This window comes from Flavobacterium beibuense (genome assembly GCF_004151245.1).
GTDB classification, from domain to species: Bacteria; Bacteroidota; Bacteroidia; order Flavobacteriales; family Flavobacteriaceae; genus Flavobacterium; species Flavobacterium beibuense_A.
On record NZ_JUIW01000005.1, the window covers coordinates 1 to 23,008 of the forward strand.

Annotated in this window: 28 protein-coding genes and 1 tRNA gene; 19 read left to right on the forward strand and 10 right to left on the reverse strand. The window is 38.8% G+C overall.

Features of this window, described 5'->3' with window-relative positions:
- Window positions 1–127: 127 nt before the first annotated feature.
- Window positions 128–580 carry a 6-pyruvoyl trahydropterin synthase family protein gene (locus NU09_RS07440; RefSeq protein ID WP_129750653.1) on the reverse strand — a complete coding sequence of 151 codons (453 nt, stop codon included), beginning with the start codon at window positions 578–580 and terminating at the stop codon, window positions 128–130.
- A 111-nt stretch (window positions 581–691) separates the two neighbouring features.
- Here NU09_RS07440 and NU09_RS07445 point away from each other — a divergent pair, with 111 nt between their 5' ends.
- Window positions 692–1,330 carry a 2OG-Fe(II) oxygenase gene (locus NU09_RS07445; RefSeq protein WP_129750654.1) on the forward strand — a complete coding sequence of 213 codons (639 nt, stop codon included), beginning with the start codon at window positions 692–694 and terminating at the stop codon, window positions 1,328–1,330.
- Here NU09_RS07445 and NU09_RS07450 read toward each other — a convergent pair.
- Window positions 1,320–2,090, reverse strand: coding sequence for an enoyl-CoA hydratase/isomerase family protein (locus NU09_RS07450; protein ID WP_129750655.1), 771 nt, complete (start codon window positions 2,088–2,090; stop codon window positions 1,320–1,322). The genes NU09_RS07445 and NU09_RS07450 overlap by 11 nt on opposite strands.
- Before the next feature lie 109 nt (window positions 2,091–2,199).
- Here NU09_RS07450 and NU09_RS07455 point away from each other — a divergent pair.
- The 3 genes from NU09_RS07455 (at window position 2,200) to rlmF (ending at window position 4,672) form a co-directional block, all read left to right on the forward strand.
- Window positions 2,200–2,273, forward strand: a tRNA-Ala gene (locus NU09_RS07455).
- 93 nt (window positions 2,274–2,366) lie between these two features.
- Window positions 2,367–3,143 (forward strand): hypothetical protein, encoded by a 777-nt coding sequence (locus NU09_RS07460; RefSeq protein WP_129750656.1) that lies wholly within the window; start codon window positions 2,367–2,369, stop codon window positions 3,141–3,143.
- A gap of 569 nt (window positions 3,144–3,712) precedes the next feature.
- Complete coding sequence (rlmF, locus tag NU09_RS07465; RefSeq protein WP_129750657.1) at window positions 3,713–4,672, forward strand: 23S rRNA (adenine(1618)-N(6))-methyltransferase RlmF; 960 nt, start codon at window positions 3,713–3,715, stop codon at window positions 4,670–4,672.
- Here the strand turns inward: rlmF and arr are convergent, their stop codons facing one another.
- Both arr and NU09_RS17150 read right to left on the reverse strand, forming a co-directional pair.
- Window positions 4,673–5,110 (reverse strand): NAD(+)--rifampin ADP-ribosyltransferase, encoded by a 438-nt coding sequence (arr, locus tag NU09_RS17145; protein WP_207209761.1) that lies wholly within the window; start codon window positions 5,108–5,110, stop codon window positions 4,673–4,675.
- A 6-nt stretch (window positions 5,111–5,116) separates the two neighbouring features.
- Window positions 5,117–5,572 carry a MarR family winged helix-turn-helix transcriptional regulator gene (locus NU09_RS17150; RefSeq protein WP_207209762.1) on the reverse strand — a complete coding sequence of 152 codons (456 nt, stop codon included), beginning with the start codon at window positions 5,570–5,572 and terminating at the stop codon, window positions 5,117–5,119.
- Window positions 5,573–5,686: 114 nt separating this feature from the next.
- Here NU09_RS17150 and NU09_RS07475 point away from each other — a divergent pair, with 114 nt between their 5' ends.
- The 5 genes from NU09_RS07475 to NU09_RS07495 are packed head-to-tail and all read left to right on the forward strand — an operon-like array spanning window position 5,687 to window position 7,838.
- Complete coding sequence (locus NU09_RS07475) at window positions 5,687–6,016, forward strand: ArsR/SmtB family transcription factor (protein ID WP_129750658.1); 330 nt, start codon at window positions 5,687–5,689, stop codon at window positions 6,014–6,016.
- On the forward strand, window positions 6,016–6,486 hold the full coding sequence (locus NU09_RS07480; RefSeq protein ID WP_129750659.1) for an SRPBCC domain-containing protein: 471 nt from the start codon (window positions 6,016–6,018) through the stop codon (window positions 6,484–6,486). Before NU09_RS07475 ends, NU09_RS07480 begins: the two co-directional genes overlap by 1 nt.
- A gap of 2 nt (window positions 6,487–6,488) precedes the next feature.
- Window positions 6,489–6,872, forward strand: a complete 384-nt coding sequence (locus NU09_RS07485; protein WP_129750660.1) for a DoxX family protein — start codon at window positions 6,489–6,491, stop codon at window positions 6,870–6,872.
- A 3-nt stretch (window positions 6,873–6,875) separates the two neighbouring features.
- A complete protein-coding gene (locus tag NU09_RS07490; RefSeq protein ID WP_129750661.1) occupies window positions 6,876–7,436 on the forward strand; it encodes a DUF4256 domain-containing protein in 561 nt (186 codons plus the stop codon).
- 12 nt (window positions 7,437–7,448) lie between these two features.
- On the forward strand, window positions 7,449–7,838 hold the full coding sequence (locus tag NU09_RS07495; protein ID WP_129750662.1) for a hypothetical protein: 390 nt from the start codon (window positions 7,449–7,451) through the stop codon (window positions 7,836–7,838).
- A gap of 9 nt (window positions 7,839–7,847) precedes the next feature.
- Here NU09_RS07495 and NU09_RS07500 read toward each other — a convergent pair whose 3' ends face one another.
- The 3 genes from NU09_RS07500 to NU09_RS07510 all read right to left on the reverse strand — a co-directional run bounded on the left by NU09_RS07500 (window position 7,848) and on the right by NU09_RS07510 (window position 9,151).
- Window positions 7,848–8,231 (reverse strand): DUF1508 domain-containing protein, encoded by a 384-nt coding sequence (locus tag NU09_RS07500; RefSeq protein ID WP_129750663.1) that lies wholly within the window; start codon window positions 8,229–8,231, stop codon window positions 7,848–7,850.
- A gap of 167 nt (window positions 8,232–8,398) precedes the next feature.
- Window positions 8,399–8,680: a hypothetical protein gene (locus NU09_RS07505; RefSeq protein ID WP_207209763.1), complete on the reverse strand. Its 282-nt coding sequence runs from the start codon at window positions 8,678–8,680 to the stop codon at window positions 8,399–8,401.
- A 192-nt stretch (window positions 8,681–8,872) separates the two neighbouring features.
- A complete protein-coding gene (locus NU09_RS07510) occupies window positions 8,873–9,151 on the reverse strand; it encodes a hypothetical protein (protein WP_129750664.1) in 279 nt (92 codons plus the stop codon).
- Window positions 9,152–9,399: 248 nt separating this feature from the next.
- Here NU09_RS07510 and NU09_RS07515 point away from each other — a divergent pair, with 248 nt between their 5' ends.
- From NU09_RS07515 to alr, 3 genes are all read left to right on the forward strand, one after another.
- Window positions 9,400–10,227 (forward strand): hypothetical protein, encoded by an 828-nt coding sequence (locus NU09_RS07515; RefSeq protein ID WP_129750665.1) that lies wholly within the window; start codon window positions 9,400–9,402, stop codon window positions 10,225–10,227.
- 83 nt (window positions 10,228–10,310) lie between these two features.
- Window positions 10,311–11,435 carry an amidohydrolase gene (locus NU09_RS07520; protein WP_242501842.1) on the forward strand — a complete coding sequence of 375 codons (1,125 nt, stop codon included), beginning with the start codon at window positions 10,311–10,313 and terminating at the stop codon, window positions 11,433–11,435.
- A complete protein-coding gene (gene alr / locus NU09_RS07525; RefSeq protein WP_129750667.1) occupies window positions 11,432–12,577 on the forward strand; it encodes an alanine racemase in 1,146 nt (381 codons plus the stop codon). The genes NU09_RS07520 and alr overlap by 4 nt, the downstream gene beginning before the upstream one ends.
- Window position 12,578: 1 nt before the next feature.
- On the opposite strand, the gene NU09_RS07530 is transcribed toward alr, so the two are convergent.
- From NU09_RS07530 to NU09_RS07540, 3 genes are read right to left on the reverse strand one after another with little or no spacing between them, the layout of a single operon-like run.
- Window positions 12,579–13,724, reverse strand: a complete 1,146-nt coding sequence (locus NU09_RS07530; RefSeq protein WP_129750668.1) for a BamA/TamA family outer membrane protein — start codon at window positions 13,722–13,724, stop codon at window positions 12,579–12,581.
- Window position 13,725: 1 nt separating this feature from the next.
- Entirely contained in the window at window positions 13,726–14,718 is a 993-nt protein-coding gene (locus tag NU09_RS07535) for a hypothetical protein (protein WP_129750669.1), read from the reverse strand.
- A 3-nt stretch (window positions 14,719–14,721) separates the two neighbouring features.
- Complete coding sequence (locus tag NU09_RS07540; protein WP_129750670.1) at window positions 14,722–15,444, reverse strand: outer membrane beta-barrel protein; 723 nt, start codon at window positions 15,442–15,444, stop codon at window positions 14,722–14,724.
- Window positions 15,445–15,675: 231 nt separating this feature from the next.
- On the opposite strand from NU09_RS07540, the gene NU09_RS07545 reads away from it, so the two are divergent.
- The 7 genes from NU09_RS07545 (at window position 15,676) to NU09_RS07575 (ending at window position 22,971) form a co-directional block, all read left to right on the forward strand.
- Window positions 15,676–18,483 (forward strand): TonB-dependent receptor, encoded by a 2,808-nt coding sequence (locus NU09_RS07545; protein ID WP_129750671.1) that lies wholly within the window; start codon window positions 15,676–15,678, stop codon window positions 18,481–18,483.
- 67 nt (window positions 18,484–18,550) lie between these two features.
- A complete protein-coding gene (locus NU09_RS07550; protein WP_129750672.1) occupies window positions 18,551–19,531 on the forward strand; it encodes a metallophosphoesterase in 981 nt (326 codons plus the stop codon).
- Window positions 19,528–20,586 carry a phytase gene (locus NU09_RS07555; RefSeq protein WP_129750673.1) on the forward strand — a complete coding sequence of 353 codons (1,059 nt, stop codon included), beginning with the start codon at window positions 19,528–19,530 and terminating at the stop codon, window positions 20,584–20,586. Before NU09_RS07550 ends, NU09_RS07555 begins: the two co-directional genes overlap by 4 nt.
- A gap of 219 nt (window positions 20,587–20,805) precedes the next feature.
- Window positions 20,806–21,198: an OB-fold protein gene (locus NU09_RS07560; RefSeq protein ID WP_129750674.1), complete on the forward strand. Its 393-nt coding sequence runs from the start codon at window positions 20,806–20,808 to the stop codon at window positions 21,196–21,198.
- A 5-nt stretch (window positions 21,199–21,203) separates the two neighbouring features.
- Window positions 21,204–22,046 carry a DUF5777 family beta-barrel protein gene (locus tag NU09_RS07565; protein ID WP_207209764.1) on the forward strand — a complete coding sequence of 281 codons (843 nt, stop codon included), beginning with the start codon at window positions 21,204–21,206 and terminating at the stop codon, window positions 22,044–22,046.
- A gap of 1 nt (window position 22,047) precedes the next feature.
- Entirely contained in the window at window positions 22,048–22,407 is a 360-nt protein-coding gene (locus tag NU09_RS07570; RefSeq protein WP_129750675.1) for a cytochrome c, read from the forward strand.
- 15 nt (window positions 22,408–22,422) lie between these two features.
- Window positions 22,423–22,971: a YceI family protein gene (locus NU09_RS07575; RefSeq protein WP_129750676.1), complete on the forward strand. Its 549-nt coding sequence runs from the start codon at window positions 22,423–22,425 to the stop codon at window positions 22,969–22,971.
- The last annotated feature ends 37 nt before the right edge of the window (window positions 22,972–23,008 follow it).

Consider the following 23,008-nt stretch of genomic DNA (forward strand, 5'->3'; position numbering starts at 1 on the left):
AAGAGCACGCTAAGAACAGACGTTCGGAATTTGTGATCGTGAAGAAATAACAATATCGACTTAACAAGTTAACCAGCCAAAAAACAAAAAGCAGCCCATTGGGCTGCTTTTTTATTATGAAGTAATTTTATTCATTGTCGCTTTGATACCATTCTGCAAAGGAAGTTTCTGTTTCCTGTAGCTTTAATGAATGCAGTTGTATATTTTGTGGTAATCGGCTTTTAATCTTATCTGCAAAATCGATTACCATATTCTCACTGGTAGGTTGGTAATCTACTAAAATAACATGATGTCCCCTGTTTTGAAGTTCTTTTGCCAGCTCAACATGCGGAGTGTTTTGATTAAAAACTGTAGCATGATCAAAAATGTCCACTATTTCTTCCTTAACAATCTTCTTCAAATCACCAAAATCAATTACCATTCCGTACTTAACGTTGCCGGTATCGGTTATCGGTGTTCCTATAACAGTAACCGAAAGCTTATAGCTGTGTCCGTGAACGTTTTTGCACTTTCCGTCATAGCCGTAAAGGGCATGTCCAGTTTCAAAATTGAACTGTTTTGTAATCCTGATTTTGCTCATTATAATAGTGTTAAGTGTGCAAATTTACTAAATAAAATGCATCATGTTAATTTATTCTCAACGTATTGGTTTTCCGATTATCTTTGCTCGCCTTTTTAATTATGGCGCTATATGGATGAGTTACAGTTGAATCCGTTGTATGAAAAGGTTATTTCTGACCTTTTAGAGAAGCAATATAGTGTGGTGGAAAACTTTTTTCCGCTGGAAGAAGTATTGGAGCTTCGCCAAAGCCTGCTTACCAAATATGATGATGACCAGTTTAAGAAATCGGCCATAGGAAACTGGACTAACGAACAGGTTATGAAAGCCGTAAGGGGCGATTTTATCTTTTGGCTGGATGAAGCCAATTGCAATGCTGCCGAAACAAGATTCTTTTCCCGCTTAAACGACTTTGTTGATTATCTTAACAGAACCTGTTTTATGGGTATAACAGAGCAGGAGTTTCATTATGCATTATATCCGGAAGGCACTTTTTACAAACGCCATTTAGATACATTTCAAAATGACAGCAGGAGAAGGCTCTCTATAGTATGTTATCTTAATGAAGAAGACTGGCAGCCTGAATATGGCGGTGAGCTTGCCATATATATACCTGAAAACGGTACTGAACGTATAGAGAATATTTACCCTGTGCAGGGGCGTATGGTTATTTTTGAAAGCAGTGTGCTTGAGCATGAAGTAAAGCCTGTAAAACAGGAACGATTAAGTATTACAGGCTGGTTAAAAACAAGGGGAGAGGTTATTTTTTAAACCTCTCTAAAGCTTCTTTAGTAAATTCGGAAAGTACAAGCCTTCCTGATATTTTAGCCCTTTCGGCAAGAAGGTTGTCCCAGTTTTCGGTGCCTTCCCAAAGTACTTTTTTCATGGCATCAAGTGCCTCTGGGTTGTAAGATGCTACCTTTGAGGTAAAGATGTCAAGCTCTTTGTCCAATTCCTTTACGTTTTCAAAAACTTTTGCATAAAGGCCTTTTTCCTGTGCCCAGTAGGCATTTTTCCATTCGTGTGCAGCCAGTGTCATTTCACCAAGGGCAGCCTTTCCCATTTTACGCTCAACGGCAGGAGCAATAACAAACGGACCTATGCCAATAGTAAATTCCGATAGCTTAATGGCGCTTCCTTCGGTAGCCAGCGCATAATCGCAGGCAGAAGCAAGTCCTACCCCTCCGCCCACAGCTTTTCCGTGAATGCGGCCTATTATCAGTTTACTGCAGTTGCGCATCGCGTTGATAACATTGGCAAAGCCTGCAAAGAAAACAGCTCCTTCTTCAAGGTTAGAAACGGCAAGAAGTTCGTCAAACGAAGCTCCGGCACAAAAAGCCCCATCGCCTTCACTTTTCAGTACAATAATATTTACTTCATTATTATTGCTAAGGGAATTAAGTTCATCAGTTAGTCTTTGAAGCAGCTCTCCCGGAAAGGAATTACTGGCAGGGTGGCCAAACTCAACCGTCGCAATTTTGTTTTCTATTTTGGTATATAAAGAACCATTAGGTCTTGTAGTAGTACTCATATTATTTGGTTTTTGGGTAAAATTAAGGCAAATAGTAAAGGATAAAAACAAATTGCTTAAAAGTTTGTATTTTTAGAAATGAAATATATTATATTTGCTGCTCTCAAGCGGGGATGTAGCTCAGCTGGCTAGAGCGCTTGCATGGCATGCAAGAGGTCGTGGGTTCGACTCCCATCTTCTCCACAGGTGTAAACCTTCAGTGAAAACTGGAGGTTTTTTTGTTTATATTAGTAATGGTATGGCACAATGCCCATTCACTTTATAATGCAGTAAACCATGAAGCAAATTTTAGTAGTTGGATTATTCCTGTTAAATGGATTATCCTATTCACAGAATCTCGATAAAACGATAATTCGAGATGACAATGACTATGTTCTGTATAACGATACGAATAGCCCCACAGAAAGTACTCCAAATGAAGTTGTGACGGAATTTGAGAAAGTCCTTAAGTCTATTAAATATTTAAAGACTACTGTATTATTTAAGATTAAAAATAACAATGATATAGATACTTACGCACTAGTTGTTAATGATGGTTTGAACAAAGAGATTTTTATACTTCCCTATAATCATTTAGAAAAAAGGGTTGCCAATAATTATATAAAAATAAACGGTAAATGGGGGTTTAATTCAGAAAATGGATTTGACTTTAAACTTCTTGATTATCCTAATATTAAAACAGAGCTTATAGACAATAATCTTTATATATACCTTAAAGAAAGAGTTCATAATGGAAATTCGTATAATGCAGTTGTCACTAAAGTTTTTGAAATAACTAAAGACTTAGATTTAAATTTAAAGTTTTGTTATGAAGAAGTTTGTTTAACAGGAGATGGAATAAAAATTATTCGGGTTTTGAAAGAAGACAATCTCTTTTGTTATAAAAATGAAGATAATAAACTTAGATATATAGGCTCTTTGGTTATAGATAGGGAAAATGGAAAAATTGAATCAAGACAATGTGACGATAATGATTTATGTGAAATCCTTTTTACATGTAGTGGGGAGAATGAACATTCTTTTATTAAGTCAGGATATAATTTTGAATATTAAGTATTTTCGTTTTAAATACTAAATTTAATATATATATATATAGTAAAAACATAGATGAGCTTTATGACTAAAAGAAATAAAATCATTTTGTTAATAGCCGCCTTTGGGTGTTTTATAGCTATTATGTTATATACATCAACTTCACCACAAAAAACAGTTGATAATATTAAAAGAGGTTTAGTGGGATAGTTGTTAGTAAACAACAAATTGCTGAAAGGAAAAGTCATTTGATAGATATTTATTTTGAGATGATGGTATAAATATATCTGAAGTTATCTATATATAATAAAGCCCGGAGGTAAAAAAGAAGCTTTTATTTATACTTATATTTCTGAAAGTTATAGAAATGATTTCAGATGGTCTGACGAATGGAAGGAGAAGTGGCCTGAAGCTAATAGATAAAATTATCCTTTGTAAAAGAGTTCGATAACTGCCAATCTTTCCTACAGATAAAAACCTTCAGTGAAAACTGAAGATTTTTTGTTTATATAGTATCTTATAAGTTTCTTCTCAAATCCCCTTTCCTCATTTTTAAGTATCTTTGGCCGACTACAAGTAATCACCAAGGTATGTCTTTAAAAAAGGATAGGGAAGAAAAATCAGAATTACATCCGCGTAATAAAAACAGGGGGCTTTATGATCTTAATGCTTTAGTGGTTGCAGTTCCCCAACTGGCCGATTTTATAAAACCCAATAAATTTGGTAATGATTCGATCGACTTCTCCAATCCGGTTGCCGTTAAGCTTTTAAACAGGGCGCTTCTTCATCACTATTACGGAATACAACACTGGAACTTTCCTGATAGAAACCTTTGCCCGCCCATACCGGGGCGTGCCGACTATATCCACTACCTTGCAGACCTGTTAGCCAAAAGCAATAAAGGTACAATGCCTTTAGGTAATAAAATTACATGCCTTGATGTGGGTACCGGTGCCAGTTGTATTTACCCTATTCTTGGCGTTACAGAATATAACTGGAATTTTATAGCGAGTGATATTGTGGCAGATTCTATTGAATCGGCTAAAAGTATTACAGATGCTAATCCTATTCTTAAGGATAAGATAGAATGCAGGCTTCAGCAAAATCCTAAAAATATCTTTACAGGAATTATAGGGGTGCAGGAAAAGATAGATGTTACCTTGTGTAATCCTCCGTTTCATTCGTCGGCCGAAGAAGCCCAAAAAGGCACACAGCGAAAGGTGAAGAATCTTTCTGGTAAAAAATATAAAACTCCTGAGCTTAATTTTGCGGGTATAAGCAACGAACTTATTTATGATGGCGGAGAATACCGTTTTGTGGCTACAATGATTACAGAGAGCCAAAAAACGGCTAAAAACTGCTATTGGTTCACTACGCTGGTTTCAAAACAAAGTAATCTTAAAGGAATTTATAAAGCCTTAGAGCATGTAGGTGCCAATGTGGTTAAAACTATACCTATGGGTACCGGTAATAAATCTACCCGAATTGTAGCCTGGACTTTTCTAAATGAAAAGGAACAGAAAGAATGGCGGGAGAGTAGGTGGAGGTAATCAGTTTATGATTTTTGCATCAGGGTTTTGATGTAGTTTTTTAAGATTTTCATGCCACTTCTGCACTTCTTCCGGTGTCAGTCTTATCCAGTCGGTTATTTCGCCAATAATCTTTAAAGGTTCTTTGCTGCGGTAGGATCTGGTTGGGTTGCCGGGAAACTTTTTGTCGGTTACATTAGGGTCATTTTCATAATATCCTGTTGGCTCTACCAGATATACACGCTCAGCACCATTTCCTTTAGCTAGGGCTGCTGCAAGGCCTGCGCCATTTTTTAAAGCTGTAAAGTAAATATGGTTCATTATGGTTCCCGGGTGATAGTTAGATCTAAAGCCTGCTGTAAGAAGGTCACCAATTTTCAGGTCAGCTCTCGTTCCGTGGTAAAATGGGCCACTGTCTAAAACATCTTCTTTATTCACTTCAATTTCTGTATTCTTCATTTCTAACTATTTGTTTAATTGATCGATTTTTTCGTTCATTATTTTCATCGCATTTTCAAAATATTTTTCCAGTGTTTTTAGTTCACTGTCCGAAAATGTAGTGAATAATTTATCTGTATTATCCTGAAAATCCTGATAGAAAGGAGTTATAAGATTAATTATTTTATCATGATTAGGCACAATTATTATTTTTCGCCTGTCATGTTTATCAGCCTTTCTTTTCACAAGTTTCTTGTTTTCAAAACGATCTATAAGTCCGGTAACAGCACCGGTTGTTAATCCTGTAAGTACCGAAAGCTCACCTGCGGTCATTTCTCCCTTTTGAATTAAGAACCCTAAGTATTTGTGGTCAGTGCCGCTTAATCCTATTTTTCTGCCGATGTTTTCGTGCATTTGAATGGAAGTATAGGCAAACTGTTGGCTCAGTTTCCTTACTTTAAGGGCGTTTTCAGTGATATCCATATATCTTATTTAAAAAGTATCTTAGTTGCAAAGATAATTAAATTTATAAAAATTGATTTAAAAATTTGCGTAGTTAAATAACTACATATATATTCGTAGTCAAATAACTACACGATGAATTTAAGACGCGATGTATTTCAGGCTATAGCCGACCCAACAAGAAGGTCAATACTTGTTTTGGTGGCTACACAGGCAATGACAGCAGGAGCTATTGCTTCTAACTTTGATACCGCAAGGCCTACAGTTTCCAAGCATTTGCAGATACTAACCGAATGTCAGTTGCTTAAGCAGGAACAAAACGGCAGGGAGATTTACTACCATTTAAATCCGGAAAAGATGAAGGAGATTGCCGATTTTATTGAGCCTTTCCGTAAAATGTGGGACGACAGGTTCAACAAGCTCGAAGCCGTAATGAAGAATTATCAATCAAAAAACGAACAATAATGGAACTAAAAACAAAAATTCATGCTGAAGACAGCAGACAGGAACTGGTAGTGATCCGAAATTTTGATTTGCCGGTAGAGCTGCTTTTTAAGGCATATGAAGATCCCGATCTTTTTGGGCAGTGGATGACTACAAACGTAGTGAAACTGGAAGCTAAAAAGTATGGGGGATACAGGTTTGAAACCACAAACCCGGAAGGGCAGGTGGTATTTAGTGCTAATGGTACTTTTCATGAATTTGAACCCAGTAAAAGGATAGTGCGCACTTTTGAAATGGAGAATACACCTTTTGAGGTACAACTCGAATTTCTGGAATTTGAGAAACTTACCGATACTACCAGCAGACTTACTATGCATATAGTGTATAGGTCGGTAGCAATGCGTAATCAAATGTTGCAGCTTCCGTTTGCACAGGGGCTAAATATGGCACACAACCGCCTGGAGGAAATAGTAAGCAATTTAAAACAGTAACTATGGAAAAAAGAAACAGGATTATTTACTGGATTGCCACAGGATGGCTTTCTTTAGGGATGCTTTCTACCGGAATCGTACAGCTTTTAAAGGTTGAAGAGGAAACAGCCAGGATAACGCAACTGGGTTACCCTGTTTATATTTTAACTATATTAGGGATATGGAAAGTTTTAGGGGTTATTGCTGTGCTTATCCCTAAGTATCCCATGCTAAAGGAATGGGCTTATGCCGGATTTTTCTTTGCCATGACCGGGGCGATAATTTCACATCTTGCATCGGGCAGTCCAGCTGGAGAATTGTTCGGGCCTACACTGCTTATAGTGCTAACAATAGTTTCATGGTACTTTAGGCCGACAGCAAGAAAGACTAATAGTATAAAAGCGTAAAAAATGAGCAATAAAAAAGAATTATCTAAAGATCAGGCAGCAGAGCTGCTTAAGGTTTTAAAAGCACGTTTCGAAAAGAATATGGACCGCCATAAAGGGGTGGAGTGGGATAAGGTACAGGCTAAACTGGAAGCCAGTCCGCAAAAGCTATGGTCGCTGGATGCTATGGAAGAGACTGGTGGCGAACCCGATGTGGTGGGTGTTGACAAAAAAACAGGTGAGTATATTTTTTATGACTGCTCTGCCGAAAGTCCAAAACGCAGGAGCCTTTGTTATGACCGGGAAGCACTGGAATCCAGGAAAGAGCATAAACCAGGTGGCAGTGCCGTAGATGTAGCGGCTTCTATGGGTATTGATATATTAAACGAAGAAGAGTACAGGGAACTGCAAACCTTAGGTAAGTTTGATACCAAAACCTCAAGTTGGGTTAAAACTCCAGATAACATAAGAAAACTGGGCGGGGCAGTATTTTGCGACCGCAGGTATGATATAGTTTTCCTTTACCATAATGGTGCGGAATCCTATTATGCGGCAAGAGGGTTTAGGGGTTCTTTAAAAGTTTAATGCTCTTTAACTATGGGGATACTTATTGGACTTTTTCTTTTAGCCTGTGCTATGGTATTTATTGCTGCTGTAATTTTTATTATTACATCTCTTAAAGATACTAAACCCGTTTACTTTTTAATGGGCTTATTGCTTTCTGCTATTATATATGCAGCATTATTTTTAGACTATAAATTCAGTAGTCGTGCTTATGGATTAGGAAGTTACTTTATGTTTCCTTTCTATATGATATTATTACCCTTTATAATAGGATTAGTAACAAAATTCAGTCCGGTTAAATATGTAAAGCTTATTTCTATAGTGTGCTTTATAAGTGTAATGTTCTCAGGTTTTTTTATACTATTCTTTAATAAATATACACTTGATATTGTTGACTGGTTGGAACTGCCTAAATATTATTAAGACATTCGGTTAATTATTCTCAGTAGCATCAGCAAATACCTCTTCCTCTGGTGGGAAAATAGATTTGTCGGCAGAAAAATCAAGAATTTCAGCCGTAAGCACATATTTTGTTATTTCGTCTATACCTTTTTGCAGCATAAGCGGTGTGGAGTATTTTCGACTGGTGGCCAAAATAAATCCGTCTTTAGACAGCCTGAAGAAATGCTTGCCAGAAGGGGTGCTGTTTTTCCTGAAGGTAAACTGGGAAATATCTCCGGCAATGGCTTCAATTATCTTTTCACAATCCGATTTTTGCTTACAGCTTAAGCTGGTAAAAATCGTTTTTCCTTTTCTGGAAGTGAAAACAAATTTATAGTCTCCGTTCGTTCGTTTGCTTATTACAAACATTCCCATAGGCTTACAGTAATTTCTTCGATTAATTATTTTGGCTTGTGTAAAAAGCAAATCTAAAGAATTCAAAAATTGAATAAAACAGGGTTAACGAATTTTTATCAAGAATAAAAAAACCGCCTGTAAAGTAAATTAGCAAACGGTTTTTAGTTGGATGAAAGATAAGGGGGCTATAATTTAGTAATGCCTTTTATTTGTGGTTTCCCTTTTAGGGGTTTGTATATTTTTATTATCGCTTCCCACATTATAGCATTGGGAGGCAGGCATGCCATACATTTAAAATGATAGTTGGTTCCGTCAATAGCCTGGGTAGCAACTGTAAGTGGCCTGTAGTTAATGCCTATAAAGCCTTCTAAGGCCTCTTCAAAAACTTCTTTGTCCTGTGGGGTGAGTTTGCTGTAGGCACTCCACATACCCATTACAGGCTCTTCTGTTTTATTTTGGGCTGTCATAATGGTAGTGTTTTTGGTTGGTTGATTTGTTAAGAAACTAGGTGTGGTTGCAGGAGCTAATTTATAAATGATAAAAAGACTGTTTTAGCGTAAAAACCACGGTTTTTAAAATCAGGTAATTTTACGTGTATAATTACTAAAGCCGTTTGGGTTTTATACCAAACGGCCTTATTACTAATTAAAAGCAAAAAGTTATATTCTTGTGATGCTTGTAATGTGAGGCGCACCGTTAAGTGGCTGATAGATCTCTACAATAGCTTCCCAAACCACTTCTGCAGGCGGCATAGAAGCCAGGCATCTAAAACGGTAATTTTTACCGGCTACTACCTGAGTTGATACTGATTGCGGGTTATAACTAACCCCAACAAAACCTTTCATTGCTTCATCAAACACCTGTCTGTCTGCAGGGGTTAGTGGATGATAAGCAGTCCATCCTCCTACTACTGCAGGAGCTTCTACTGAATTTGACATAATATTATAATTTATTAGTTGGTTTTCCTACTCGTAAGGCTTTTCGGAAAAACGCCCGTTTTTTAGAGTGGTAGCTGTTCCACCTTTGGTTGTAAATCAATTGATTGTTGATGCTAAATTACGCTTGTATAGTAAATTAGAGTAGCGTAAAAACCACGGTTTTTTAAAATCAGGTAGATATACTTAGGAAGATATCTCAAATATGTAAGAATATTTTTTTACTATATTTAAGGAGCCAACTAAAAAGCATGAGAAAAAAAACTAATGTAATTTTTTACGCAGTCTGCCTGTGTTTAGTGCTTTCCTGTAAGCAAAACTCTGCTGTTAAAGAAGGTTCTTCTGTAACAGATAAAGCAACTAAACCGGTCTTTTCCGATACTACCCACATAGATTATTTAAGGTTTTTACTTACCAACGATAAAAAGGTAAACCCGTATTGGGAAGCTAAACTCAAAACGGTAGGTGTTGAAATGTTTCCTCAAAACAATACTGAGATAATTCTTGATAATTACTGGAGCCTTAATGAAAAAACACAGGTTCTTATAATAAAGGTAAATTCAGGAAACAGTAGTGACAGTTATTTAATTACATCAAATAACAATACCGATTTTATGGCCATGCTTCATATTTCCCATAAGTATAAAAGAAATCTAAATAATGATTTTTATTCGTACAGAGAATATGAAATTATGGGCGGTAACAGGGTTGAGTTAACAGTACGTGAATTTTTCACAGAGGAAAAAATTGAAACTATAAAAAAAGAAAAATGGTATGTACGCTATGACGGAATGATTGAGCGTGAAGACTACCACTTGGTTAGAGATAATCTTTATAAAGATACTTTGGAAAGCCTGTATTTTAAATGCTTGGACAAGAGCCAAAAAACTTCCTCTACGGTAAGATATCTTGATGTGGTTTATTCTGAAGACTTTGGTTTGGAGGGTATAAAGAAGATGAGTGAGGTAATTGACGAGCAATCTTTTAGACATGTAATGGAAGATACATTTGCCGATAAGAATCATATCTACAAATTTAACCTGATGATAGATGGCGGTACACTGGAGATTATAGAGTAAAGCGTTTAAATACCGTTAAAGTCCGTAAGATTCTTCCTTACCTCGGTATTTTTTAGTATCATTATTAGCCTAAACAGATGATTATGGAAAACTTAACCGCTGTAAGGCATTATCTGCATCAGCATCCTGAAGTTTCACAACAGGAGTACAATACCCAATCGTACCTTTTTGGGTTGTTGCAAAAACTAAATCCTGATAAAATAGATAAAGTGGCACAAACCGGTATACTTGTAACCTTTTATGGGGAGCAGCCGGGGAAAAGTATTTTGTTTCGTGCCGACATGGATGCCCTGCCAATACAGGAAACGAATACCGATATTACTTATAAGTCCACCATACCCGGAGTATCTCACAAATGTGGACACGACGGTCACAGTACTATAATGTATGGCGTTGCACAGTTTTTTGGAGAAAAAAAGCCTTTAAACGGTAATGTATACCTATTGTTTCAGCCAGCCGAAGAAAATGGATGGGGAGCCCGTAATGTGGCTTTAGATCCTGTTTTTAAATCGCTGGATATTGATATGGTTTTTGCCTTGCACAACCTGCCGGGTTTCAAAAAACATAAGATAGTTTGCAAAACAGGCAGTTTTACATCCAGTGTTGTTAGTCTTGCTGCCTACTTTAAAGGATACACCGCACATGCCGCCGAACCGTGGAACGGTAGGAATCCCGCAGCAGCCATGAGTAAATATACCCTAAAGGCATTAGGTCTTAACGAAGAAAACAAACCGGCCTATATAACGGTTACTCCTGTTTATACCCAACTGGGAGAGATGGCTTACGGCGTTTCGGCAGGGGAGGGGTCGGTTCATTTAACCATGCGTGCCGATAATAATCAAAGGCTCGATGATGCCATTAGTACAGCCAGAGGCTTTGCACAAAAGATAGCGGAGGAAGAAGGACTGGAAGTAAGTTTTAGGATGATTGAACCTTTTGAATCCAATCAAAACGATCATAATGCGGTAGATATTATCAATAGCGCAGCCTATGAACTCGAACTGGAAAGGGAAACACTAGCACAGGGCTTTCGCTTTGGGGAAGACTTTGGGGTATTTACCAATTTGTTTCCGGGGGCTATGTTTGGTATAGGATCGGGAGAGGATTGCAAGCCATTGCACCATCCCGAATATGATTATCCTGATGAGATAACAGAGACCGCAATTAAAATGTTTATTGAAATACACAGAAAAGCACAACAGTTATGATGAAATCCACCCATATTAAACTTAGCAAAAATGCACTACAGAGTAATTGGGATTTTTTGAGGGAATATTTTAGTGATACAAAAATAAGTGCCGTAGTTAAAGGTAATGCCTATGGGCACGGCATAGAGGAATATGTTACCATGGCCGAAGACTGTGGGGTTAACCATTTTTCGGTTTTTAATGCCGAGGAGGCAGCAAGGGTTCAAAACACGGTATCATCGGCCACGACCATTATGATAATGGGTGCTATTGAGGATTCTGATCTGGAATGGGCCATTGCCAACGAGATTGAGTTTTATGTTTTTAATACGGAAAGGCTAACCGCCGCCATAAAAGCCGCAAAACAGATAGGTAAAAAGGCATTGGTACACATAGAAATAGAAACAGGTATGTACCGCACCGGATTTGAACCTGCCATGATTCCGCAATTGGCAGATGTTTTTAAGGCTAATACCGATACACTTGTATTTAAAGGTTTATGCATGCACTTTGCCGGTGCCGAAAGCATAACTAATTATTTCAGGGTTAAGAAGCAGAAGATAAACTTTAAAAGGGCAATAAAACAATTTAAAAATGCAGGCATACAGCCCCAAATGATACATACCTGCTGTAGTGCGGCAGCCGTTCGTTTACCTGATATGCATCATGACATGATACGCATAGGGATTATGCAGTATGGCTTTTGGCCAAGCCCTGAAATATTAATAGAATACCTCAATAAATATAAAACGGTAAAATCTCCTTTACGGCGTATTATAAGCTGGGAGAGTAAGATTATGAGTTTAAAAACGGTGCCTCCGGGAGAGTTTATAGGCTACGGCTCATCTTATTTTGCCCATCAGGAAATAAAAGTAGCTGTTGTGCCCGTAGGATATGCTCACGGTTTTAGCAGAAGTCTTAGCAATACCGGGCATGTGCTTGTAAATGAAATGAGGGCTCCGGTAGTCGGTACGGTAAATATGAATTGCGTAATAGCAGATGTGACCAATATCCCTAATGTAGCAATAAACGACAAGGTTACCCTTATAGGGGAACAGGGTGAACAGGAAATTACTGTGGCATCATTTGGAGAACTGAGCAGTCAGTTAAACTATGAGCTGCTAACCAGGCTGCCTATGGATATACCAAGGTTTGTGGTATGATTTATCGTAGCCAGTTACTGCCAAAAACAATATAGTAGGCCCATTGTTCATTACCTTTTGCCACATCTATGCCCATTCGCAGTTTAAACTTGCGGGCAATAAGGTACCTAAAGCCTGTTCCGTAGCCGTAAGCAAGTGGCTTGTCAAACATCTGGTCATAATCATCAAAGGCACTGCCCAAACCTCCAAAAAACATAACACTCCATCGCTTGTAGGCGTCCCATCGCAACTCGCCTTCTGTGACTAAGGTGTTGTTGGCCTGGTAGCGGCCTGCTGCCGTACCTCTTAAATCAACAGCAGGTTTCAGGAAAAAAGCCGGGCTCCCAAATACATTGGTTCCTTCAATGCGTATACCTCCAATAAGTTTTTTGGTAATGGGTTTATAACCAATGACTGTGTAGTTTATACGCCAGGAATCAAAATCACTGCCAATTATATTGTCTGACCAGAAGAAACTACCTTGTACGCGAATTCCCTTATCCGGAGTAAAAATATTATCGCGATCATCATACTGAACAATTCCTCCAAGCTGGCTGGTAATGCTGTTTACTTCTTTGTTTCGTATAAACTCAGGGAGGTTTCCCCCCGGTAGTGATAATTCTGTTTTAAGAAAGAAATATTTACCACCCACACTCCATTTTGGGTTGTTAAGCAGTTTAAGTGCCTGAAGATAAACCGGTATGGTGTTGAAATGAAAATTAAACTCCTGTTCGCCTATTTCGGGAAGTGTTTCATACAACGAGATATTGAGACTTCCGTATCCGGCCATTGCCCTATAGGTGATTCCCTGTTTGGCAAAGGTACCGCTCCTAAAAGCCATTGTTGCCCAACTGTCGTTTGCGGTATACATACCCAGCGCTCCGGTTATTTCGGGTCGAACGGGTGTTATCTTCCCTGTTTCCGGATTTACATACGGGTCTTTTTTATTTATAAAAACGGGTACAAGCGCACCACCAAAACTTCCAAATGCAGGCTCAGTAATAATGGTAGGCACGGCAATAAAACCATGCGCATAAATCAGATAGTCGCTCATGTCAAAAGCTCCGTCAAGCGAGTCGCGCATGCTTACCTTTACTCTCTCCTTTTTGTCCTGAGCAAGAGTTACTACAGAGGAAAAAAATAATATGTAAAGTAAGGCCCTTCTCATTTTAGAATCCAAATCTGTAATTTGTTGATACTAATATGGATGAGCGTCCGCCCAAAAATCCGGTTTCAAACCTAAACTGCAGGTTATGGTTAAGCTGGTATTGGCCGCCAAAACACATGCTCCAGTGCGATACGGCTTCTTTTTTAAGGGAGTATTTAAGTGTAGTGTCCGATACGTCTATGTTTTCAAGTTTGTCTTTTACCTTGTCGGCTATTTGTTTTACCACCAGTTTTTGTGCCGGGCCAAGGTTTTGATACCAGTCGGTTCCTTCAATGTCTAAGTCTATAGGGTTAACGCCTACATTAAGATCTCCCAGATTTATAGATCCTTCGGTAGTCCGGTTTATAAACAGTCCCTGTGTGCCTATCCACAAGCCAAGATTGCGTTCAGGATGCCTTTTAGACTGAAAAATATATCCAAATCGGGGAGTCACCATTTGTGAATGTATGGCTCCTTTTATCTCGTCAAACCGACTCCAGGTGTGATTATAGTCTATAGTCCCGAAAACATGTTTGTACCCGCCGCCAAAGGTAAGCCCGGCACCCATTATGCTTCCGTTAAAGTCTACTTCACTTTTAAAATGAACAGGATAAACCACCTCTACAGATGTATTTGCCCACGTTTTGCCGAAAATTCCGTACAAGTTAACAAACGGCAGGGCCCAAACATCAATTCGGGTATTAATGCTTTGCACTTTTGCCTTTACCTCACCAAACTTCACAAAGTCCAGAGGTACAGGGTCTAAGTCGTTAATACCAACCTGTAAGTCACTAATGTTTATTTTTTGTGATGCATTTACATAGTTTATCATTATCCCGGCAGGATAAGGCAGGTCGATGCCTCTCTTTGTAATGCGCTGCCCCCATGCAGGCAATACATAAGGCCATTGAGAGTTTGCAATACTGTCCCTGTAGGCTTCCCGTAAATCCTGTGCCTTTGCAGGAGCTAATGACAAAACAAGAATTAAGAATGAGAAAGAGTATAACTTTTTCATAGGCTATTTTGGTTTTTTACTTCCGCCAATGGGCACACCTACCCCAAAATGAAAATACTGGTTATGTCCTGTAAACGGTACATTACTTTTATATATGTTGGTTAGTCCTGAGCAAAAACGGAAGTTAAAGTGAATACCCTCACCCTTTTCCAATACATATTGAAGATCGGCGGCCAGTCCGGCATCAAATCGGGTAAAATAGTCTTTGGTTTTATATTCTACCGTGCTGGTAGATCCGTCTTCGCGTTCGTCGATGTATAAATCTTTGGCTTTTATTCTAACCCCAAACTGTGGCCCTGCGGCAATGCTTAAGGAAGGAGTGAACTTATATCGTAATAGCGGAACAATTTCAAAATAGGTAAGCTTGCGCTCAATTCTTGAGTCGGCAGGATAATCGGCATTTTCAATAACCTGATAGTTTAAGGGGATATCCTTCATTCCCTTAGGGCATTTAAACGACATGAAGTTTGTTATCATCCACTTGTTGCTTTCCCCAAGCTTAATATCGGTATAAGCACCTATGGCAAGCCCAAGGGAATTCTTACTGTCATCTGTATTGGTAATGTAAGACGACTGCCCTGCAAAATATAAACCTACCGAAACCTTATCGCTTTGTATCTTATCTCCAAAAAACAATGCCAACACAGCCTGAGCTGATGTTTGTTGAGGAAGCACAATAAGAAAAGAGAGTAATAAAAGGTGCTGAAATAACTTTTGTGTTTGCATATTGTAGGGTTGGAGTCTTTTTAAAATGCTTAAAAAGAGATTGTTGGCTGTATTAAAGTTACAACTTTTTCTTTTTGGTTAATAAAATATTTATAGAAGAGGTTAGTTAACAGTTTCTTTTCAATGTTTACATTGATTTAGTATTATAGTCATTTTGACATAATAAAGTGCTAACTCCTACTTTACATGTGGTTCCTAGTTTTGCGCCCAACAAACACAAAAATTAAATCAATGAAACAATTATTACTCTTTATATCGGTTTTTGTGCTGAGCGTTTCTGCTTATGCTCAAAAGGCCGGTGTTATTTCCGGTAAGATTACCGATCAGGATGAGAATTTCTCGCTTCCCGGTGCAACAGTAAAACTAAGTATAGGGAATCGCTATACTATTTCTGACCAGATAGGAGATTTTGAATTTTTAGAAGTGCCGGCAGGTACTTATACTGTAGAGGTCCTTTATCTGGGCTACCAGTCACAATCTCAGGAAGTGACTGTTGAGGAAGGTAAAAATACTACTGTGAACTTTGTTTTAACAAGCGGATCTGAAACACTTAGCGAAGTTGTTGTGGTAGGAGATGCACTTAGAGGACAGGCAAGGGCACTTAATCAGCAAAAAAACAACAGTAATATTACTAATGTAATCTCGAGTGACCAGGTAGGTCGTTTTCCCGATTCTAACATTGGTGATGCACTTAAGCGTGTGCCGGGTATTACTATGCAGAATGACCAGGGTGAAGCACGTAATATTATTGTGCGTGGTTTAGCCCCGTCGCTTAACTCGGTAACCCTTAACGGTGACAGAATCCCATCCGCAGAAGGTGATAATCGTAATGTACAGATGGACCTTATTCCGTCAGATATGATTTCTACCATTCAGGTAAATAAAACACTTACTCCGGATATGGATGCCGATGCAATAGGTGGATCGGTTAATCTTGTTACTCGTGCTACTCCAAACGGCGAGAGGATTTCTGCAACACTTGCAGGAGGTTACAGCCCTATTCGCGAAAAAGGTATATATACGGGTGCGTTTGTATATGGTAACCGTTATTTAAATAACAAACTTGGTGTGGTTGTAAGCGGATCTTACAATGATAACGATTTTGGATCGGACAACATCGAGGCAGTATGGACTGAGGACGATTTTGGGAATGTATACGTACAGGAACAACAGATAAGAAAATATGATGTACAGCGTATACGTCGCAGTGGGTCATTTGCGGTAGACTATAAGTTTAACGAGTACAATACCATTTTTGCAAGCGGTATTTACAACTGGAGAGACGACCGTGAAAACCGTTTCAGGATTACTTATGATGATATTGAGCCGGAATATAACGGTGAGGAAATTGTAAGCTACATGGGTACGGTAAAAAGAGAAACCAAAGGAGGTATAGATAACAATCGTAATAAAAACAGAAGGCTGGAAGACCAAATGGTACAAAACTACTCTTTAAGAGGTGAACACCTTTTAAGTCCTAAACTGGATTTAGACTGGCAGGCAAACTATGCTGTTGCAAAAGAGTTCCGTCCTAACGAGCGTTACATCGAGTTTGAGCAGGAAGATCTTCCTTTTAATGTAAACCTTTCTGACATGAGAAAGCCTTTTGTAACTACTACAGGAGAAGACCTTTCTTCATTTGAATTCAGTGAGCTTACAGAAAACCGTGACTATACTAAAGAAAGCGAGTTTGGTGCTAAAGTAAATATCCGTTTCCCATTCTCGGTTATAGAAGGACAAAAAGGACGTTTAAGAACAGGTTTACGTTTAAGGTTAAAAGATAAGCTTAGGGATAATAACTTCTTTGCTTATGAGCCTCTTGAGGATATTACCCTTGCAGATGTTGCTACAAGCTACTGGGGAGGTGATGGATTTAATCCGGGAAGCCAGTATGTACCCGGTACATTTGCTTCGGCTGCTTACCTTGGCGGATTAGACCTAAACAATCCAAACCTTTATGAAAGCGAATCAGATCCGTCTGAATTCCTTGCGGTAAACTATAAAGCAAAAGAAAACATTTTTGCAGGTTATGTAAGATGGGATCAGGATTTATCAGATAAACTTTCTGTGATTCTTGGTGCCCGTATAGAGAATACTCACATAGATTATACCGGTAACAGGGTACTTGATGAAGAGGAGCTTGAAGGAAAAATTGAAACTACAAACTCTTACACTAATGTTTTACCGGGTATTACTTTTAAATATGACGCTACAAGCGATTTAGTAATCAGGGCTGCATTTACAACATCATTGGCAAGGCCTAATTATTATGACCTGGCTCCTTATATCAACAACGTAGCTTCTGATTCTGAAATCATGGCAGGTAACCCTGACCTTAAAGCTACTTATGCTTACAATTTCGACTTAATGGCAGAAAACTACTTTAAGTCGGTAGGTTTAATTTCAGGAGGGGTGTTCTATAAAAACCTTCAGGATTTTATCTATACTTACAGCAACAACCAGTATTCTAATACTGACTTTGCTAACGATTTCCCTGGTCAGGATAATCCTGTTCCGGTTGGGGAGGAGTGGACATTCGTTCAGTCAAGAAATGGTGATAATGTAGATGTATACGGTTTTGAGGTTGCTTTCCAGAGACAGCTTGATTTCTTACCGGGCTTCCTTAAGTACTTTGGTGTATATGTTAACTATACTTACACTGATTCTAAAGCAAAAGGTATTGCTGATGAAGACGGTAACGAAAGAAAAGACGTTAGCCTTCCGGGTACTGCACCGCACATGTTTAACGGATCGCTTTCTTGGGAAAACAGTAAGTTCTCTGCAAGGGTTTCAACAAACTTCGCTTCAGATTATCTTGACGAACTTGGATCAGATGAGTTTAACGACAGTTACTACGACAAACAATTCTTCCTTGACATAAACGCATCATACAAGATTGCTAAAAACCTACGCATATTTGCCGAGGCTAAAAACTTAACAAACCAGCCTTTACGTTACTATCAGGGTGTTCAGGACAGGGTTAAGCAGTTAGAGTACTACCAGGGCAGATATAACCTTGGTATTAAGTTTGACTTCTAAGAGTTAAAAATAATAATTTAGGTGCCGGAAGAATAGGGTGCTTCCGGCACTATAAATTTAAAGTAGTATGAAAAAACTGGTTCTATTTACAGCATTGCTGGCCTTTCTTAATGCAGGGGCTCAGGGTTACCTTAAAGAAACCGAATCCGGTTATGAGGGAAAATTTATACCTAAGCTGCAGCAGGAAGAAGATGCACTTCACTTTTTGGTATTAGGCGATTTTGGGCGTCATGGTCAGTACCATCAAAAGCCTGTGGCAGAACAAATGGGTGCTGCTGCCATAACGCTGGATATAGATTTTACAATCTCTGTAGGCGATAACTTTTATCCTAACGGGATAGAAAGTACACAGGACCCTCAGCTTAAAAATTCTTTTGAAGACATCTATACCAATACAAAGCTGTATGAAAACTGGTATGTTGCTTTAGGTAATCATGATTACAACGGTAACATACAGGCTCAGATAGATTATACAAAAGTGAGCCGCCGCTGGCAAATGCCCGATAAGTATTATCAGGAAACGTTTACCCTTAAAGACGGCAGTAAACTGCTTATGGTAGTTATGGATACTAATCCGTTTATAGACAGCTACTATAACAAGGATAATGATATGTATGAAAATATTATTGCCCAGGATACTACTGTACAAAGGAAATGGCTGGCAGAAACACTTGAAAAAACCGATGCCAAATGGAAAATAGTAGTAGGGCATCATCCGTTATATAGCGGGGGGAAGAGAAAGAACAGCGCCGATACAAAATTATTTGAAAAAAAGTTTGCCGCTTTTTTTGATAAGTATAAGGTAGATGCTTACCTGTGCGGGCATGAGCACGATTTGCAGGTAGTAAGACCAAAAGGCCGCTATACTACCCAGTTCCTTTCGGGGGCGGGGAGTGAGGTACGGCCAAGTGGTGAGCGAGAGGGAACCCTGTATGCCAACAACGAAGCCGGGTTTATGTGCTTTTCTGTAACCGGAAAAAAAATGCTTGTACAGGTAGTTAACGACCACGGCGAAATTATTTACACAACAGAACTGACAAAAAAATGAGAAAAAACATAATACTTGCAGCTGCTTTAGGATTAACGCTTGTTTCCTGTGGAGATAAGCTGGCCCCGGTAAGGGAAGATGCCATAAAGCCTGCTGTAGTGACTGAAGCTACTCCACACGACACTGACGACCCATCTATATGGATAAACCCAGAAGATGCAACCAAAAGCCTTATTGTAGGAACTGATAAGGATACCGATGGCGGATTGTACATATATGACCTTAATGGTAAAATCGTAAAAAAATCGATTACCCTTAAAAGGCCTAACAATGTTGATATTGCTTACGGACTGATGATAGGCGGTAAAAAAACCGATGTTGCTGTTACCACCGAGAGGGAAAGCAACAAGATTAGGGTTTTCAGCCTTCCGGATCTTGAGCCAATTGATAATGGCGGTATAGATGTATTTACGGGCGAGGCAGAGCGCGACCCAATGGGCGTTGCACTATACACTCAAACCAAAGACAGTCTTACTTCTATATATGCTATAGTAGGCAGAAAAAGTGGGCCATCGGGCAGTTATTTATGGCAGTATGAACTTGCCGGAAATGATAACGGTACGGTAACTGCTAAAGTGGTAAGGAAGTTTGGTGATTACAGTATGAACAAAGAAATTGAGGCCATTGCTGTAGATGACGAACTTGGTATGGTTTATTACTGTGACGAAGGAAAAGGTATAAGAAAATACAACGCCGACCCACAGGGAGGTAATGATGAGCTTGCCTTTTTTGGTCAAGCTGATTTTAAGGAAGATCATGAAGGGATAGCTATTTATAAGGCTACCGACTCTACAGGATATATACTGGTGTCTAACCAACAGGCCAATACTTTTATGGTTTATCCTCGTGAAGGAATGAACGGTAATCCTAATGAATATAAATTACTGGCAGAGATACCAACCTCAACTATTGAGTGTGATGGCGCCGATGCAACCAGCCTGAATTTGGGAGGCAAATTCCCTAAAGGTATGCTTGTGGCAATGAGTAATGGTATGACATTCCATTACTACGATTGGAACACTATCCAGAAGCTGATAGATGAAAACAGGAAATAACTGAAGATTAAATGTGAGACTATCTTCTTTTTAAAAAAGGCCCATTGTGAGAGGGCCTTTTTTTATTTATACCTGTGAGTTTTTCTTAAAAACAAATTCTAAATCATAAGGGCAAAATTCTAAATCAATCGGGCTATATGCCCTTTTTCTTCTTTTTTACAGCAGGAGGTTTGATAATTTTAAGCATCATAAGCAGATTTTTATTACAAATCCCAACACATGAAAAAAAGAAGAATACTCATCATTTCTGGTATACTGATGCTGGTTTTGGTAGCAGCCTACTATTTCTATTTCGGCTTTTTATATAAAGATGCCCGTAATATAGAGTCAGAGCAGCCAGCTTATACCATTACCGCCGAAACCCTGGTAAAGGATTATGAAACCGATAGGGTTAAGGCCAACTCTAAATACCTTAATAAAACCATAGTGGTGCTTGGTAATGTAAATGAATCAGACAGTACTACACTGGCATTGACTGGTGGTGTGTCGTGCAGCTTTGATAAAGCATTAGCGGCCAAAACAGGAGAGAAGATTAAAGTAAAGGGAAGGTGTATAGGCTTTGATGAACTTTTTGGCGAAGTAAAACTGGATCAGTGTACAATTAATCAATAATACGGATGAGGAATTTTTTTGTAACAGTGCTTTGCCTTATGGGAGGTTTTTCGGCATTTGCACAGGACGACCTTTTGGCAGAAATAGATACAACAGCCACTAAGGGGTATGATACCCCGGCTTTTAAAGGATTACAGATAGTAACATTACAGTCTACCAAAACACCAGCTGCCAAAGAAGCCTATTTTGTAGTTTCACACAGGTTTGGAACGGTAAAGGACGGTATCTCAGAGTTTTTTGGACTGGATATGGCAACCACTAAAATTGGAGGGGTTTATGGTTTTACTGACTGGCTTTCGGTTAGTGCGTCACGCCACACCCTTTTAAAAGTATATGAGGCAGCCGTAAAGTACAGGCTGGCAAATCAGGGAGACGATTTCCCTTTAACGGTTATAGGCTACAATACGGTAGATGTAAATACCTTTTTGGAAAAGGATGACTACCCTAACATAGAGTTTAATGACAGGCTTACCTACATTACCCAGTTTTTGGTTTCACGAAAAGTGTCCGAAAAGCTTTCACTGGAAGTAGTGCCTATGTATATTCATAAAAACCTGTACAATCCGGATATAGAAAATGATAATCAGGTATCGCTGGGTGCGGGAGGCAGGTATAAAATAGGGAAAAGACTTTCCCTAAACATGGAATACATATACAATTTTGATAAGCCGGGATATTACCAAAATCCGCTTTCTGTGGGGTTGGATATAGAAACAGGTGGACACGTGTTCCAGTTATTGTTTACCAACTCGCAGGCTATGACCGAAGGCGGTTATATAACCACTGCGGCGGGCGACTGGGGTAACGGCGATTTCTTTTTTGGGTTTAACTTATACAGGGTATTTTAAAATGAAAAAACTAATATATATAAGCATAGCGTTAATGGAAGCGGCTTTATGCTCCTGCGAATCTAATACCTATGAGGATATAAGCGATCAGTTTATAATAAACGGTACGGTAACCTATACCGGATATGTAAAGGGTATAGTAGATGATAAATGTGTTTTCTGCCATGCACCGGGAGGAGATGCTTCATCAAGACCCTTACAAACGTATGACCAGGTTAAGGATGCAGTACTCAATCACGATTTGCTTACACGTATTCAGTTGCAGTCGGGAGAGGAGGATTTAATGCCAAAAACAGGCAGGATGTCGCAAAACCGGATTAACGTTATCCTGCAATGGAATGAGGATGGATTATTAGAATAACTAAATATAAAAGTTATGATTAAAAAAAGCTTCTTGGTGTTTTTTATGGCGGCTTTTGTGCCATTTGTCTGCAAGGCGCAAAAGTTTGCCACTAAAAAAGGAAATATAAAATTTGAGGCCTCTGTACCTTCTTTTGAAGAAGTGGCGGCCGAAAACAAAACGGTATCGGCTATATTCAATGCTGATAACGGAGAAATGGCAGTGCTGGCTTTAATGAAAGGTTTTCGTTTTAAGGTTGCCCTGATGGAAGAACACTTTAACGAGAGTTATGCTGAAACCGCTAAATATCCTAAAGCTGTATTTAAAGGGAGTCTGGAAAATTTCCACCTGGCGGATGTGACCGAAAAACCAAAACAGTTTAAGATTACCGGAGAACTTACCCTTCACGGCAAGGCCAAAAAAATAACCGATACGGCTATGGTATCAAAATCAGGAAATACTATTATTATTACTGGAGACTTTATGGTTAAACCTGCCGATTTTGATATTGAGGTACCCAGTGTGGTAAGCAAAAAAGTAGCCGATGAGGTGCAGGTAGCCTATAGCTTTTCGCTTGATAAATAAGCCGTTGGTTTTTGACGCTAACTAAATTTAAGAACTG

Bases quoted from the DNA above. Each gene is read 5' to 3' on its own strand.
- NU09_RS07570 (WP_129750675.1), top strand. From the start codon at position 22,048: ATGAAAAAACTAATATATATAAGCATAGCGTTAATGGAAGCGGCTTTA.
- NU09_RS07460 (WP_129750656.1), top strand. From the start codon at position 2,367: ATGAAGCAAATTTTAGTAGTTGGATTATTCCTGTTAAATGGATTATCC.
- NU09_RS07530 (WP_129750668.1), bottom strand. From the start codon at position 13,724: ATGAGAAGGGCCTTACTTTACATATTATTTTTTTCCTCTGTAGTAACT.
- NU09_RS07450 (WP_129750655.1), bottom strand. From the start codon at position 2,090: ATGAGTACTACTACAAGACCTAATGGTTCTTTATATACCAAAATAGAA.
- NU09_RS07575 (WP_129750676.1), top strand. From the start codon at position 22,423: ATGATTAAAAAAAGCTTCTTGGTGTTTTTTATGGCGGCTTTTGTGCCA.
- NU09_RS07520 (WP_242501842.1), top strand. From the start codon at position 10,311: ATGGAAAACTTAACCGCTGTAAGGCATTATCTGCATCAGCATCCTGAA.
- NU09_RS07515 (WP_129750665.1), top strand. From the start codon at position 9,400: ATGAGAAAAAAAACTAATGTAATTTTTTACGCAGTCTGCCTGTGTTTA.
- NU09_RS07440 (WP_129750653.1), bottom strand. From the start codon at position 580: ATGAGCAAAATCAGGATTACAAAACAGTTCAATTTTGAAACTGGACAT.
- NU09_RS07540 (WP_129750670.1), bottom strand. From the start codon at position 15,444: ATGCAAACACAAAAGTTATTTCAGCACCTTTTATTACTCTCTTTTCTT.
- NU09_RS17150 (WP_207209762.1), bottom strand. From the start codon at position 5,572: ATGGATATCACTGAAAACGCCCTTAAAGTAAGGAAACTGAGCCAACAG.
- NU09_RS07445 (WP_129750654.1), top strand. From the start codon at position 692: ATGGATGAGTTACAGTTGAATCCGTTGTATGAAAAGGTTATTTCTGAC.
- NU09_RS07490 (WP_129750661.1), top strand. From the start codon at position 6,876: ATGAGCAATAAAAAAGAATTATCTAAAGATCAGGCAGCAGAGCTGCTT.
- NU09_RS07535 (WP_129750669.1), bottom strand. From the start codon at position 14,718: ATGAAAAAGTTATACTCTTTCTCATTCTTAATTCTTGTTTTGTCATTA.
- NU09_RS07505 (WP_207209763.1), bottom strand. From the start codon at position 8,680: ATGACAGCCCAAAATAAAACAGAAGAGCCTGTAATGGGTATGTGGAGT.
- NU09_RS07545 (WP_129750671.1), top strand. From the start codon at position 15,676: ATGAAACAATTATTACTCTTTATATCGGTTTTTGTGCTGAGCGTTTCT.
- NU09_RS07475 (WP_129750658.1), top strand. From the start codon at position 5,687: ATGAATTTAAGACGCGATGTATTTCAGGCTATAGCCGACCCAACAAGA.
- NU09_RS07510 (WP_129750664.1), bottom strand. From the start codon at position 9,151: ATGTCAAATTCAGTAGAAGCTCCTGCAGTAGTAGGAGGATGGACTGCT.
- NU09_RS07495 (WP_129750662.1), top strand. From the start codon at position 7,449: ATGGGGATACTTATTGGACTTTTTCTTTTAGCCTGTGCTATGGTATTT.
- NU09_RS07560 (WP_129750674.1), top strand. From the start codon at position 20,806: ATGAAAAAAAGAAGAATACTCATCATTTCTGGTATACTGATGCTGGTT.
- NU09_RS07485 (WP_129750660.1), top strand. From the start codon at position 6,489: ATGGAAAAAAGAAACAGGATTATTTACTGGATTGCCACAGGATGGCTT.
- rlmF (WP_129750657.1), top strand. From the start codon at position 3,713: ATGTCTTTAAAAAAGGATAGGGAAGAAAAATCAGAATTACATCCGCGT.
- NU09_RS07550 (WP_129750672.1), top strand. From the start codon at position 18,551: ATGAAAAAACTGGTTCTATTTACAGCATTGCTGGCCTTTCTTAATGCA.
- NU09_RS07555 (WP_129750673.1), top strand. From the start codon at position 19,528: ATGAGAAAAAACATAATACTTGCAGCTGCTTTAGGATTAACGCTTGTT.
- NU09_RS07500 (WP_129750663.1), bottom strand. From the start codon at position 8,231: ATGGGAATGTTTGTAATAAGCAAACGAACGAACGGAGACTATAAATTT.
- alr (WP_129750667.1), top strand. From the start codon at position 11,432: ATGATGAAATCCACCCATATTAAACTTAGCAAAAATGCACTACAGAGT.
- NU09_RS07480 (WP_129750659.1), top strand. From the start codon at position 6,016: ATGGAACTAAAAACAAAAATTCATGCTGAAGACAGCAGACAGGAACTG.
- arr (WP_207209761.1), bottom strand. From the start codon at position 5,110: ATGAAGAATACAGAAATTGAAGTGAATAAAGAAGATGTTTTAGACAGT.
- NU09_RS07565 (WP_207209764.1), top strand. From the start codon at position 21,204: ATGAGGAATTTTTTTGTAACAGTGCTTTGCCTTATGGGAGGTTTTTCG.